Below are 13,941 nucleotides of genomic sequence, written 5' to 3' on the forward strand. Positions count from 1 at the left end.
TCCGGACCCCCGGCGAGAGGTGCGGACGGGTGCCGACCCACCACCCCGAAGCCGGTTCCCGGGAGGGTCCGTGTCGGACAGCACGGCCGCATGGCTGCGGGAGCACGGCCCGGCGGGAGTGCCGGGCCGTGCTCGGCGGCGGCCAGGGGTCAGCGGTCGGGGGCGGCTCGCTCCGGGGGCCCGGCGGCCCGGCCGGTGAGGGTGATCTCGGCGGCGCTGGTCCAGGGGCCGCGGCCGCCGGCCTCGGTCAAGGCTCTGAGGAGGAGGTGGCGGCCGGTCTTCGGGGCGAGGACGGTGGTCTTGGCGGCGGCGGTGTCGGCGAAGGTGCCGCTCGCCACCGGCGCACCCCAGTCGGCGCCGGTGTCGCGGACGTAGACCTCGTAGCCGCCGATGCGGCCGTTGGCCCCGCCGTCCTGGCGCGGGAGGTAGCCGAGGGAGTCGAGGGTGTAGCGGGCGCCGAGGTCGATCCGGATCTCGTGCGGGAGCGCCGCGGGCGTACCGGAGGACCAGGCGGTGTGCCACATCGTCGCGGGGTCGCCGTCGAAGGCACCGACGGCGGCGCCGTTCTCGGCGGCCGTCTCCTGGCTGTCGGCGTGGATCAGGGACCAACCCGCCCGGTCGATCGGGGCGGAGGAGGGCAGGGGCTCGGCGGCGGGGACGGCGGTGCCGGCAGCCGAAACGGTGAAGGCACCGGACGTGGTGCCGGTCTTGACCCGCAGGACGCCCTCGCGGTCGGCCGGATCGAAGAACCAGCCGGTGGCGGCGGAGTCGTAGGCGGAGGAGGAGGCCAGGCGCGGCACGGCGGCCCGGTCCACCGTGACGGCGGTGGGCGCGGCGGACACGTGGAGGGTGAACTCGTAGCCGCGGGCCGCCGGTTTGCCTGCGTAGCTGCCCGTGGGGGCGCCGACGGAGACGGTGACCGTGCCGGTGCCCGTCGTCGGCGCGGTGACGTCGACCCGCTGGAGGGCGTAGGCGCCGGACTCGTGGGCGCGGGTGCGGCCGTCGTCCTCGTAGAGGCTGAAGGAGGAGGCGCCACGTGGGTGGATGTCGTAGGTGAGGGTGGAGACCGGCTTCTCCCCCGTGTAGTTCATCTGCGGCCACATCGGCACGATGCCGCCGCCCTTGACGAACAGCGGGAGGATATCGAGCGGGGCCGGGTACCCGTCGAGCCAGCCCGGGCCCTCGTACGTGCGGCCCGTCCAGTAGTCGGTCCAGGTGCCGGCGGGCAGGTAGATGCCGTCGCGGACCTCGGTGTCGGAGACGACGGGGGCGACGAGGAGGGAGTCGCCCGCCATGAACTGGCCGCTGGTGGCGTTGCCGCGGGCGACCGGGTCGTCGGGATACTCCAGCACCATGGCACGGGTGCTGGGAACGCCGGTCTCGTGGGCGACGCGGCTCATCGTGTAGAGGTAGGGCATCAGTCGCATCTTCAGCTGCAGGTACTTGCGGTTGACGGACAGGTACGGCTCGGCGAAGCGCCACGGCTGCTTGTCGCGGTAGCCGGCGGACGGGTTGACCGCTCCCCAGCCCGACATGGTCATGAAGGCGGGGGTGAAGGCCTTCCACTGGAGGTCGCGGGTGTACGTCTTCGGGCTGCCGCCGAAGATCCCGTCGATGTCGCCGGCGGCGTAGTTGAGGCCGGAGAGGCCCGCGCCGGTGATGGCGGGGACGTGCCAGCGCATGTCGTCCCAGGTGCCGTAGGTGTCGCCGGTCCAGACGACGGCGTTGCGCTGGGTGCCCGCCCAACCGTCGACGGTCCAGACGAAGCGGCGGGCGTCGGAGTTCTTCTCGATTCCTTCGACGGCCTGCCGCACGCCGTCGAAGGCGTGTTTGTAGCCGCTTCCGATCCATGCGACGTCGGTCTTCACAGCACGGCTGCCGGCGGTTCCCACCTCGTCGGTGATGGCCCCGAGGCCGGTGGAGGTCCACAGGCCGGTCTGGAAGCCCTTGGCCCTGAGGGCGTCGACGGTCGGCTTCAGCGGTGCGGTGTAGCCGCAGCCGTAGCCGTCGTTGGGAAGGAACCAGCCCGAGGGCATGTCGGCGGCGCGGGCGTCCGACGCGTAGCCGACGACGTCGGGGGTGCTCTGGTGGCGGGGGCGGCCGTGGTCACCCTGGTAGTCGGGGTTGGAGGCGTTGAAGCAGTCGGCGTTGCCGAGCTCGAAGCCCCACAGCGGCGCCAGGAAGGGTTTTCCGCTGACGTCGGTGTAGGCGTCGAGCACGGATTTCGGCGAGTCGCCCGTGAAGTACCAGGCGTCGAAGCGCCTTTCGTCGTGGGTGAGGGTGGTGGGGGCGTTGAAGCCGTAGGAGCCCGGGGCCCAGGTGTTGCGCATCACGCCGTAGCCGTTGGTGGACATGTAGAAGGGGGCGGGGCTCGCGTTGTCGTTCTCGCGCCACTTGTTGTCGACGGCGATGGGGACGGTGCGGCCGCGCAGCGCCCACGCGCCGAGGCGCAGGCCGGTGCCGTAGAACTGCTCGTCCGCGCCGCGGGCGAGGTGCTGTGTGGTGCGGTTGCCGGTCCAGCTGGTGGGCCGGGTCTCCTGCCAGACGGGGGTGGTGTCGTCCGCGCGGTAGACGGAAAAGCGCAGCGGCGACTTGTCGACCCTGATCGAGAGGGAGCCCGTGCTGATCCGGTGGTACGCGCCCGCGTCACTGTGGGTTGCCGCCACCGAGCCGAAATCGGTGGTGACGGCGAGGTCGGAGCCTGCCGGGTCGTCGGTGAAGGTCCCATCGGGCGAGAGCCAGAGGCGGAAGATGTCGGCGCGGGCGACGACCACGCGGGCCTTGGCACCACTGGAGGCTGTGATGGTGAAGGTGTTGCCGGACCGGGTGAAGCCGGTGACATCGCCCGCGGTGGCCGTGGCCCCCGAGGGGACGGCGGTGGCGGGTGCGACGAGTGGTCCGGCGGCGGCCAGTCCCGCGACGGCGAGGGCGGCGGCGAGCAGGGCGGTGCCCGGGGTGCGGGGGCCCCGTCGCCGTGGTGTGCGCGGCCGTCCGGATAAGGGGACCCGTCGGCTCCTGCTGAAGCTTGGCAGTCTCATGGGGCAGCTCCTCGTGCGGTCCGGAGACGGACACAGCTCTTTGGCATGCACCCGGCAAGATAGCGTTCAGGGCCGCCCGCTTGAAGGATTCTGCTCGAAATGGCTTCCGCTCAAGCATCTTTGAGCACCCATCAGACATGTGCGGGTGCCCGGAAACCGCACGCGGCAAGGGGCGGTGCAGCGGTGTCGGGCAGCAGTGGGCAGGCGTCGAGGCGCGACGGACGGGGCTGCGGGAAGCGTCCTGAGCGGACGAGAAGGTCGACGAGAAGCTCGACGAGAAGAGTCAAGGAGGTGAACCCACTCCTTGCCACTCTCAACTTATAGCGCACCGGGGGGCTTGCGGCAAGGCCCCGTCGGCGGGGCAAAATCGCGCACCGAAACCAGAAGCTGCAGAAATGGGAGATTCACGAAGTGCATGCGTTCTTGCCGGTTCACCCATCGTGCGGCGACGACGAGCCGGTTCCGGCCGCCCCGCGGACCCGCAGCGCGTTCGACCTTCCCGACCATCTCTCCCCCAAGGCCGACCCGGCCCTGACCGACGGCGACGAACGGCACTTCGCGGCCGTTTCGGAGAGCCTCGCCCAGTCCATCGCCGAACTCTCCGCGCGCCTCGACGCCGAACGCAGGGCACCCGGACGCATCGGCCGTGAGGCGATGGACCGGGACGCGGAGATCCACCGCCTGACCGCGCGCCTGCGCACCCTGCGCCGTTTCGGACTCGACCTGTGCCTGGGACGCATCGTCCCGGCCGACGGCCGGGAGCCCGTGTACGTGGGGCGGCTCGGCCTCACCGACAGCGCGGGGCGCCGGCTGCTGCTCGACTGGCGCGCCCCGGCGGCCGAGCCGTTCTTCGCGGCGACCCACGCCGACCCGATGGGGCTGGCGAGCCGCCGCCGCTACCGCTGGACCAGTGGCCGGATCAGCGACTACTGGGACGAGGTGTTCAGCACCGACGCGCTCGAGGGCCACGCTGCTCTGGACGACCAGTCCGCGTTCATCGCGAGCCTGGGCGGTGACCGGTCGCCCCGGATGCGCGACGTGCTCTCCACCATCCAGGCCGACCAGGACGCCGTCATCCGGGCGGGCTCCCGCGGCGCCCTCGTCGTCGACGGCGGACCCGGTACGGGCAAGACCGTCGTCGCACTGCACCGCGCGGCCCATCTCCTCTACTCCGACCCCCGCCTCGGCCACCGCCGCGGCGGCGTCCTGTTCGTCGGCCCGCACCAGCCCTACCTGGCCTACGTCGCCGACGTGCTGCCCAGCCTCGGCGAGGAGGGCGTACAGACCTGCACGCTGCGCGACCTGGTGGCGGAGGGCGCCGGGGCGGCGGAAGAGCGCGACCCGGCCGTGGCCCGGCTCAAGTCCTCGGCGGACCTGGTGAAGGCGATCGACGCGGCCGTCCGCGTCCACGAGGAACCGCCGACCCGGGGGATGACCGTCTCCAGTCACTGGTCCGACGTCTGGCTGAGCGCGGACGACTGGGCGGCGGCGTTCGACGCGGTGGAGCCGGGAACCCCGCACAACGAGGCCCGTGAGCAGATCCTGGAGGAACTGCTCACGATCCTCATGGCCCGGCACGAGGACGGCGGCGAGGGCCACGACGTCCCGCCGGAGCTGCTGCGGCGGTCCCTGTTGCAGGACAGGGAGTTCACCAGGGCCCTCAACCGGGCGTGGCCGATGCTGGAGGCGACCGACGTCGTCGGGGACCTGTGGTCGGTGCCGGCCTACCTGCGCAGGTGTGCGCCCTGGCTGGGGCCCGAGGACGTGGCCAGGTTGCAGCGGGCGGAGGCCCAAGCCTGGACGGTGTCCGACCTGCCGTTCCTGGATGCGGCCCGGCAGCGGCTGGGGGACGCGGAGGCATCCGTGCGCCGGCGCCGGCACGAGGCGGCCGCGGCCGCCGAGCGCGCACGCAGGGCCGACGTCATCGACAGTCTGCTGCAGAACGTCGAGATCGACGAGAGCGAGGGCGCGATGGGGATGCTGCACGGTCGCGACCTCCAGGAGGCCCTGGTCGACCGGAGCGCGCTGCCCGGTGCCGAACCGGACCTCCTGGCCGGCCCGTTCGCGCACGTCGTCGTGGACGAGGCGCAGGAGATGACCGACGCCGAATGGCAGATACTGCTGGCCCGTTGCCCATCGCGGAGCTTCACGGTCGTCGGCGACCGGGCCCAGGCACGGCACGGGTTCGCGGAGTCCTGGACGGATCGACTCGAACGCGTCGGCTTCGACCGGATCACGGTGGCCTCCCTGAGCATCAACTACCGCACCCCGGAGGAGGTCATGGCCGAGGCCGAGCCCGCCATCCGGGCCGTGCTCCCCGATGCCAACGTACCGGCGTCCATCCGCAGCAGCGGCATCCCCGTCGTCCACGGATCCGTCAGCGACCTGGAACCGCTCCTGGAGAGCTGGCTCAGCACGCACCGCGGGGGGATCGCCTGTGTCATCGGCGACCCGGCGTTCCGGCCGACCCCGCGCGTCCGTTCGCTGACGCCGTCGCTGTCGAAGGGGCTCGAATTCGACCTGGTCGTCCTCGTCGACCCGGATCGGTTCGGCGAGGGGATCGAGGGAGCCGTGGACCGGTACGTCGCCATGACCCGCGCGACCCGCCGGCTCGTCGTCCTCAGGAGCTCATGACCGCCCCGGCGGGCTCCCCCGCGGCCTTCCCCGTCGGGCCCGGCGCGCCCGGCCCGGCTGTGCCCCCGCACCGTCCGGTGTCCGGGCAGCACCTGGAAGCGCGACTCCACCAGGGCCGGCATCGCGGTCGGCGGCGACCGGGGCGCACAGGTGCTCCCGGGCGGGTACGAGGCACGCGCATGCGCCGGCTCAGCCGGCGTCGGCGTGACCGCGCACCCGTGGTGGGGTGACCGCGAGGACGGGCGGAGCGGGGGTGCTCCAGTGGTGGCCGCAGGGGTCGAAGACCAGCCGTACCGGCTGTGCCGGTCGCTGGCGCCAGGAGATGCGCTCCGGCACTCCGCCACACACCGGACAGCACGGCAGCGGACCGGCCCCGGGCAGGCATCCGGGGGCGGCCGCGAGCGGCGTGACGTGCGGATCGCGCATGGTGGCTCCCTGGTCGTGCGGGCGGGCTGATCGCACTGTGCCATGGCCGAGGCCTCCTCCGCACGGGCGAATCATCCAGTGTTCCGGCTGGTCAGACATCCCATGGCGCAGGGATGTCAAGCGGAGGTGGCGAGGGTTGCGTGGTGTGACCACGCGGTGGCCTCGTCGTAGGGGGTGCGGGTCTTGAGACACCCGTGGAGGATGCCGACGAGCCGGTTGCCGAGCTGGCGCAGGGCGGGGTTGTAGCCGGCGTCGCGAGCGCGTTGCTTGTCGTAGTAGCGCCGGGCGCCGGGCGAGGTGTTGATGGCGGAGAACGCCTGCCGGTGGAGGGCGTCGGCGAGGCGGTCGTTGCGCGCGTGGCGGGCGTGGACGGCGTGGGTCCTGCCGGAGGCGCGGGTGATCGGGCTGGTGCCCGCGTAGTTCTTGCGGGCCTTGGCGGAGGTGTAGCGGGTGGGGTCGTCCCCGAACTCGGCCAGCACCCGGGCGCCGGTGATCGCGCCGATGCCGGGCATCGACAGGTAGATCTCAGCGTCCGGGTGCGCGAGAAAATGCGCGCTCACCTGCTCTTCCATCGCAGCTATCTGTTCGTTCAGCGCGATCAGCAGGTTGGCGTGTGCGGTCGCCGCCGCGGCGTAGGCGGCGGCGACCGGTGCGGCGACACCGAGCTGCGGCTCGCGCAGGCCGGCCTGGATCGCGGCGGCCCTCTGGTCCCGGTTGCGGCGGCGGTGCCGGGCCAGGACGGCGGTGATCTGCTGCTTGGTCAGCTTCGCAGCCTGCTCGGGCGTCGGGGCCTTGAGCAGCAGTTCCAGTGCGTCGGTGCTGGTCAATTCCAGGGAGGCGTAGGCGGTCAGCGCGCCGGGGAAGTACTCGCGCAGCGTGTTGCGCAGGCGCTGGAAGGCGCGGGTGCGTTCCCAGATCAGGGTCTGGTGGGCGCGGGCGACGACCTTGATCGCCTGGGCCTGGTCGCTGTCTCCGGCGACCGGCCGCAGCTGGTCACCGTCGATGCGGACCATGTCCGCCAGCGCGTGGGCGTCTCCCTTGTCGCTCTTGGCCCCGGAGGTGCCGTACCGCTCCTTAAACCGCGCCGCCTGTCGGGGGTTGACCGCGTAGATGCGGTAGCCGGCTGCGATCAGCGCCTGCACCCAAGGCCCCCGATCGGTCTCGATCCCGACCATCACCTGGGCGGATTCCGGGTCTTCGCCACTGTGCCGGGCGACGAGGGTGTGAAGCTTCGCGATGCCCTCCACGCCTTCCGGTAGCCGCGCGGTGGCGAGCTTGCGGCCTGCCTCGTCTTGGATCTCGACATCGTGGTGGTCTTCGGCCCAGTCGTCGCCGATGAACAGCATCAGCACCCGCCCCCTCGCTCTCGTCCGATCATGACGTGCAGCCCGCGGAAGGCACGGCTCGCTCTCTAATGGATCAAGTGCTCACGCCCAACCACCGGGCGGGCACGCCATCCCATCAGCAGTCAGGCCTCCCGGCCGACCAACGGGGGCACGGTCTGACCACAGAACTCGCAATGGCTCGGAGGTACGGAGTGCTCACCCGCTGGCAGCTACGAACCGTAGTCTCCTACGGCCCGACGAGACCCATTAGAGGTAGGGACACCAGGAGGATTCCGATCCTCTTGCGGGCACTTGGTGATCAACCGCTCCCGCAACCCGCCTCCACCAGGCCCGATTCGTAGGCAGCGATGACCGCCTGAGCACGGTCGCGGACGCCCAGCTTGCCGAAGACGCCGGTGATGTGGTTCTTGACCGTGGAAACGCTGATGTCCAGTTCCGCGGCGATCTCCGTATTGTCGAGGCCGGTGGCCAGGAGCCGCCAGATCTCCCGTTCGCGCGGAGTCATCCCGGGTGGGACGGACGCCACGGCGGCCGTGGCCGGGCGGGCCGGCGTGGGGGTGCGTACGTAGGCGGAGAGCAGCCGGGTGAGCAGCCGGGGTGCGACGACCGCCTCGCCGCCGTGCACGGTGCGGACCGCGGCGGAGAGTTCCTCCGGGGAGACGTCCTTCGGGAGGAAGCCGTACGCTCCCGCGCGCAGGGCGGAAACGACGTACTCGTCCATGTCGAAGGTGCTGAGCGCCAGGACGCGGACGTCGGGGAGGGTCCGTGCCAGCTCCGTTGTGGCGCGGACGCCGTCGAGGACGGGCATCCGGATGTCCATGACCACCACGTCGGGCCGCAGCTCCCCGGCGAGGGTGACGGCTCGGGCGCCGTCCTCGGCCTCGCCGACCACCTCGATCTCTGGGTCGGGGCCGAGGATCAGGGCGAGACCCCGCCGGACCAGCGGCTGGTCGTCGGCTATGAGCACTCGGATCATCGGTGTGGCTCCCCTCCCTCGCCGCCCCGCCCCGACGGTGCCGGAAGGCGGGCCGCCACCCGGAATCCGCCGCCGTCCCGTGCGGCCGCCTCCAGGGTTCCGCCCTGGAGTGCTACGCGTTCGTGCATACCGATCAGACCGTACCCGGTGGCCGCTGCGGGCCGGGCGGGCGGCGGGGACACACCGGCCCCGTCGTCACACACCTCCACACAGATCTCGTCCCGTCCGTAGGTCAGCCGCACCCGGGCCCGGGCCTGATCGGCGTGCTTGCGGGTGTTGGTGAGCGCCTCCTGCACGATGCGGAAGACCGTGAGGCCGACGCTGGGCGGCAGCGGGCGCACGGTGCCGCCCACGGTGAACTCCGTCTCGGTGCCCGCCAGCCGTGACTCGGTGACGATCCGCTCCAGGTCGGCGGCGCCCGGCTGGGGCGCCGGAGGGGTGTCGTCCGGTTCCTCTCCGGCGCGCAGCACGTCGAGGAGTTGGCGCATCTCGCGCAGGGCGATGCGGCCGGAGTCCTCCAGGCTGACGAGGGCCTCGCGGGCCGCCTCGGTGTCGTGTGCCAGATTGGCCCGGGCGCCGCCCGCCATCAGCTGCATGGCGGTGATGTGGTGGGCGACGATGTCGTGGAGTTCGCGGGCGATCCGGCGGCGTTCCTCGGCAACCGCGCGCTCGGCCCGGCGGGCGTGGTCGGCTGCGGCCTCCCGATGCCAGCGGTTGACGACCAGGGCAGCGCCGGCGACCAGGGCCGTGGCCGCAGCGCCGGCGACGAGCGTCCAGCCGGCCGGTACCAGCCGGCCGCCCTGGCCCACCGTGGCCAGCGGCACGGTGAGGACGGCGGCCGACGCGGCGACCGCGGGTCTGCTGAACCGGACCACCGAGTACAGGGCAACGGCGAGGCCGAGAGGGATGTGCGGTGCGGCATCCGGGACGGCGAAGTTGGGCACGACCCCCAGGAGCAGCACCGCGGCGAGCACGGCGACCGGGCGGCTGCGGCGGGCGAGCAGGCACACGGCCGCCGCCACCAGCGCGCAGACGGCCGGAACGGGCACGGACGCCCCCTCTGTCCGGATGCCGAGCGAGAAGCCCAACAGGTCCACCGCGGCGACCCCGAGGGCCACCAGTGCGTCGTTGCGCGTCCAGCGCAGCCTGTCGGCGCCTGTGTCCATCCGTGCCGGTCCTCCCCGCCGGCGGGCCTCCCGCCGGTGCGGGGAGCGGTTCGTGCCGGTTCCTCTCGTTCCATTCTGGCAGCCCGGCGGACCGCTGCCGTCGTCCCGTGGGCCTGCCGCGGACCAGGACCGTGGTCCTGGTCCGGGCCGGACCAGGACCCTGCTCCCGGGTGCGGTTCCTCCCGTGCGCCGACGTGTCGGCCGCCCGCTCCTGATGGTCTGGAGACCGGCCGGGAGCCCCCGGTCCGCCCGCAACCTGAGGAGTACCGTGATCCGCGCCCTGACCGGGTTCTCGACGAGGAATCCGTGGAAGGTGATAGCCCTCTGGGCCGTGCTCGGCATCGCCCTGGCCATCGCCGGCCAGGCGTTCGTCTTCCGCGCCACCCAGAGCAGCACCGGCAGTTTCCTGCCTCCGTCCTACGACTCGGCGGCGGCCCTGAAGGTCGCCGAGGAGCGGTTCGGGGTGGAACCGGACGCCAACACGCTCACCGTGCTGGTGGCCCGACCGGACGGGGCGCAGCTGAGCGCCGACGACGAGCGGCGCATCGACGAGGAGGCCGCGGAGCAGGGACGCCACCGGGTGGTCATGCCCACACCCGAGAAGGAGGTGCCGTTCGCCCAGGACCATTCGCAGACCCCGGAGGTCGCCGGACTCGTGACGGCTCCCGACCGCAGCTTCCGGCTGCTGTCCGTGGAGCTGAAGGGCAACCCCATGGACCCAGGAGTCCAGGACACCTACCGGGCCTTTCGCGAGCAGTCCCGGGCCGGGTTCGCGGAGGCCGGGTTCCGGACCGGCTTCACGGGCGGGCTCGCCTCGGCCGTCGACGGCGTCGACGCCGAGGAGAGCCGGGCCCGGGTGATCGGCATCGTGATGCTCGGTGTGATCGTTCTGCTGCACATCCTGGTGTTCCGCGGCGTGCTCGCCGCGCTGCTCCCGCTGATCGCCGTGTCCGTCATCGGCGGCGCCGCGACGGGCACGGTGGTCGGTGTCGCGATGCTGACCGGTACCGCCCTCGACCCGTCCACCCCTCAGCTCATCAACGTCGTGCTGGTGGGCATCGGCATCGACTACTTCCTCTTCCTGCTGTTCCGCCTCCGCGAGCAGCTGCGCCGCAGGCCAGAGCAGTCGGGCAAGGCCGCCGCGGCCGAGGTGTCCGGGCGCGTGGGTACGGCGGTGACCTCGGCGGCGCTCACCATCGTCGCGGCGTTCGCCACGCTCGGAGTTGCCTCCTTCGGACAGTTCCGGGTGCTCGGTCCGGCCATCGCCGTGTCCGTGCTGGTGATGCTGCTCGGGAGTCTCACCTTCATGCCGGCCCTGCTCGCGGTCACCGGGCGCAGGATGTTCTGGCCGTCCCAGGCCCACCGGCACGAGCCCCGCGGCGGCTCGGCCGCCCGGCTGGGCACCTGGCTGGCCCGGCGTCCCCTCACGGCGGCCGTCGCCGCCGTCCTCCTGCTCGGCGCCCTCGCCGCCGGCATGGCCGGCGTACGGATGGACTACGGGTCGGGTGACGCGGGCGGTGAGCCGACGGCCGCCGCGGCCACCGCGGCCGAGATCTCCCGGGCGATGCCGGCCGGGGTGTCGGACCCGATCAGCGTCTACGTCACGACGTCGGACGGCGCACCGCTGACGGTCGGCCGGGTCGAGGGTCTGTCCGGCGCACTGTCCCGGCTGGAGGGCGTGGGGCAGGTCGCCCCGACGGTGCTCAGCGAGGACCGTCGCGCAGCCCGCCTCGACCTGTTCCCGAACGTCGACCCGCACGGCCAGGAGGCCCGCGACCTGGCATCGGGCACGGTTCGCGACGCGGTCTCCGCGCACCGGCCGGACGGCACCGAGGCCCACGTGGGCGGCACCGCGGCGGTGTTCGCCGACGTGTCGGCGGCCGTGGACCGGGACCTGCGGCTGGTGTTCCCGGTCGCGGCGGCCCTGATCGCGCTCATCCTCTTCCTGCTGCTGCGCAGCCTCCTCGCCCCGCTGATCCTGATGCTGGCGGTGGGTCTGGGATTCGCTGCGACGCTGGGTGCCGCGGCGCTCGTCTTCCAGCACGGGCTGGACCAGCCGGGTGTGGCCTTCACGCTGCCACTGGTGCTGTTCCTGTTCGTGGTCGCGCTGGGCACCGACTACAACATCCTGGTGACCGACCGGATCCGGGAGGAGATGGAGCGGCCCGGTCCGGCCCGGGAGGCGGTGGCTCGGGCGGTGCGGCACACCGCGCCCGCCGTCGCGACGGCCGGGGTGGTACTGGCCGCCTCCTTCGGCAGCCTCGCGGTCAATCCGGTCGCGGCCACCCAGCAGATCGGCTTCGCGACGGCCCTCGGGATCCTGCTCTCCGCCTTCGTCCTGTCGATCGTGCTGGTCCCGGCGTGCGCGGTGCTCCTGGGCCGGTCCCTGTGGTGGCCCGCGAAGCCCCGGCCGGCGGCGGCCGAGCCGGCATCGGAGACCGGGACGCCCGAACGCGCCTTGGTGCCCTGAGCGCGGCGGCCCGGCCGGATAACGACCGCGCCGCCTCGGCCGGGCGGCCGGACTACAGGACGCGGAATCCGGCAACGGCGGGGTGGCGGCGGTCGCGATGGAAGGTCAGGTGGTCCCAGGTGGGGAAGGCCAGGTCGGTCACGGCCAGCAGCCTGCCGGAAGGATCCTGGACGGTACGGCGTACGGTCAGGCCGCAGGCGGGGCCCGGGGCCGGCGGGTGGACCGTGCGGGTCATGGTGATGGTCTCGGCGACCCGCCCGGCCGCCGAGACCCGCTCCAGCCAGCCCCGGAGAGGAGCCGGGTCCGCGTCGCGGGAGTGCTCCGCCCGGTTGCGGCAGGCGGCCAGTTCGGGGGTGCGCGCGACGGCGTCCGGGCTGAAGTAGGTGACGGCGTGCCGGAGGGTCTCCCCCGCCCGGCCCTGCTCCCGCCGGTGATGGACCAGGGTGCGCTCCCCGCCGGACATGCCGAGCGGCACGGCGATCGACGGCGGGACGGTGACCACCGTGACCCAGCTCCGAGTGGGGCCGGGCGCGGGGGACGTGGGCCCGAAGTCCACCGGATCGGCCGCCGTGGGGAGGACCTCGGCCGTGACGGCGGGGCGGGAGCCGCGGCGCCCGGTCACGACCAGTCCGCCTTCGCGCAGGTGCTGCAGCGCGGCCCTGATGGTCTGCCGGTTGACCTGGTAGCGGGCGGCCAGGCTGCGCTCCGAGGGCAGCCTTCCGCCGGGGGTGCGCGCGGCTCGGTCGAGATCGCGGCGCAGCGCTGCGGCGATCCGCTGGTACTTGGGCACGGCGGCCGGGCCGCCGCCCCGTGAAGGGGAGGGCATGGCTTCTCCTCTGACGGGCGGTCAAGGACTGCGCGGTCTGCCCGACCAACCTAGCATTGGTCTATACCTTTGAGTGAGAGGGGATCGGGCACATCGCCCACCTTGGCCGGTTCCCGACCCCGCGCCGCCCGACCCCCGCGTCAGTCGCGGTAGACGAGGACGAAGTCCCCGCAGGGGTGCGTGCCGCGGCGGTCCGCCGTCTCGTCGAGGGCTCTGCGCAGGGCGCGCAGATGGTCCGCGGTGAGCTGGAGCGGCGGCTCGTCCGGCTGGTACGTGGTACCCCGGGGATAGTCCTCGCCCGGCGTGGCGGTCATCTCGATGTGACAGCCGAGGACGTGGCGGACCGGCCGGGTGGAGCAGAAGTCCAGCAGCCGGTCCACGGTGGCCGAGTAGGCCTCCCGGTCCTCGATGTAGAGCCGCCCCGGGTAGAGGGAGTCGCCCGTCAGCAGGAGGCCGGTGTGGCGGTCGTGGAAGACCAGGGCGGCCCGGTGGTGGCCGGGGCCGGGGATCAGGTCGAGGACCCGACCTCCCAGGTCCAACGTCCCGGTGCGGTGCGGCCAGTCGGTGAGACCGAAAGCGGCCGTGACCTCGGCCAGCCGGGGGCCCACCAGCGTGGTGCGCGGCCGGTCCGCGAACTGCCCGTCCGCCGCGACGTGGTCGCCGTGCCCGTGGGTGTGGGCGACCACCAGCGAGTACCCCGGCCTCGGATGGCGCTGCAACCAGTCAGCGACGAGCCGGTCGACGGTGTCCCGCAGGGGGAAGTGGGCCGGGTCGGTGGAGGCGCCCGTGTCGAGGAGCAGGGCCCGTTCGTTGCCGAAGAGCAGGAAGAGGAACGGGGCTTCGAAGTGCACGGACTTGTTCTGCCGCAGAATCACCGTGTGTTCGGAGTAGGCGTGGACCTGGATCTCCGGAGCCGGGTCGTGCTTCGGGGAGGGCCAGCCCGCGTGCCAGACGACGTCGAGGCTGCCTGCGACCGGGGCGCCCCGGCGGAAATCGATCACCCCTCCAACCTATCCTCACCGCCCGGCGCCCGGGAGCGGGCCGTCGGCCGGACCCGCC

General features: G+C 72.8%; 9 protein-coding genes. 2 read left to right on the top strand and 7 right to left on the bottom strand.

The annotated features are described in order from the left end of the window. Nucleotides 1-149 precede the first annotated feature (149 nt). Nucleotides 150-3,038 carry a TIM-barrel domain-containing protein gene (locus tag AW27_RS01260; RefSeq protein WP_078555956.1) on the bottom strand — a complete coding sequence of 963 codons (2,889 nt, stop codon included), beginning with the start codon at nt 3,036-3,038 and terminating at the stop codon, nt 150-152. Nucleotides 3,039-3,461: 423 nt separating this feature from the next. On the opposite strand from AW27_RS01260, the gene helR reads away from it, so the two are divergent. Next, complete coding sequence (gene helR / locus AW27_RS01265; RefSeq protein ID WP_052030152.1) at nt 3,462-5,672, top strand: RNA polymerase recycling motor ATPase HelR; 2,211 nt, start codon at nt 3,462-3,464, stop codon at nt 5,670-5,672. A 189-nt stretch (nt 5,673-5,861) separates the two neighbouring features. On the opposite strand, the gene AW27_RS01270 is transcribed toward helR, so the two are convergent. The 4 genes from AW27_RS01270 to AW27_RS01285 all read right to left on the bottom strand — a co-directional run bounded on the left by AW27_RS01270 (nt 5,862) and on the right by AW27_RS01285 (nt 9,586). Then, nucleotides 5,862-6,098, bottom strand: coding sequence for a hypothetical protein (locus tag AW27_RS01270; RefSeq protein ID WP_037917307.1), 237 nt, complete (start codon nt 6,096-6,098; stop codon nt 5,862-5,864). Between the two features lie 116 nt (nt 6,099-6,214). Further along, nucleotides 6,215-7,444 carry an IS110 family RNA-guided transposase gene (locus AW27_RS01275; RefSeq protein ID WP_304949952.1) on the bottom strand — a complete coding sequence of 410 codons (1,230 nt, stop codon included), beginning with the start codon at nt 7,442-7,444 and terminating at the stop codon, nt 6,215-6,217. Nucleotides 7,445-7,742: 298 nt separating this feature from the next. Then, entirely contained in the window at nt 7,743-8,420 is a 678-nt protein-coding gene (locus AW27_RS01280) for a response regulator (RefSeq protein WP_052030151.1), read from the bottom strand. Next, a complete protein-coding gene (locus tag AW27_RS01285) occupies nt 8,417-9,586 on the bottom strand; it encodes a sensor histidine kinase (protein WP_052030150.1) in 1,170 nt (389 codons plus the stop codon). Before AW27_RS01285 ends, AW27_RS01280 begins: the two co-directional genes overlap by 4 nt. 268 nt (nt 9,587-9,854) lie before the next feature. Between AW27_RS01285 and AW27_RS01290 the strand changes: the two genes are divergently transcribed. Then, nucleotides 9,855-12,056 carry an MMPL family transporter gene (locus tag AW27_RS01290; RefSeq protein ID WP_052030149.1) on the top strand — a complete coding sequence of 734 codons (2,202 nt, stop codon included), beginning with the start codon at nt 9,855-9,857 and terminating at the stop codon, nt 12,054-12,056. A 52-nt stretch (nt 12,057-12,108) separates the two neighbouring features. Here AW27_RS01290 and AW27_RS01295 read toward each other — a convergent pair whose 3' ends face one another. Next, nucleotides 12,109-12,882: a GntR family transcriptional regulator gene (locus AW27_RS01295; RefSeq protein WP_052030148.1), complete on the bottom strand. Its 774-nt coding sequence runs from the start codon at nt 12,880-12,882 to the stop codon at nt 12,109-12,111. Between the two features lie 140 nt (nt 12,883-13,022). Continuing rightward, nucleotides 13,023-13,883 (bottom strand): MBL fold metallo-hydrolase, encoded by an 861-nt coding sequence (locus AW27_RS01300; RefSeq protein WP_037917303.1) that lies wholly within the window; start codon nt 13,881-13,883, stop codon nt 13,023-13,025. Between the last annotated feature and the right edge of the window lie 58 nt (nt 13,884-13,941).

The sequence above is a fragment of the Streptomyces sp. PCS3-D2 genome (assembly GCF_000612545.2).
Classification (GTDB): Bacteria; Actinomycetota; Actinomycetes; order Streptomycetales; family Streptomycetaceae; genus Streptomyces.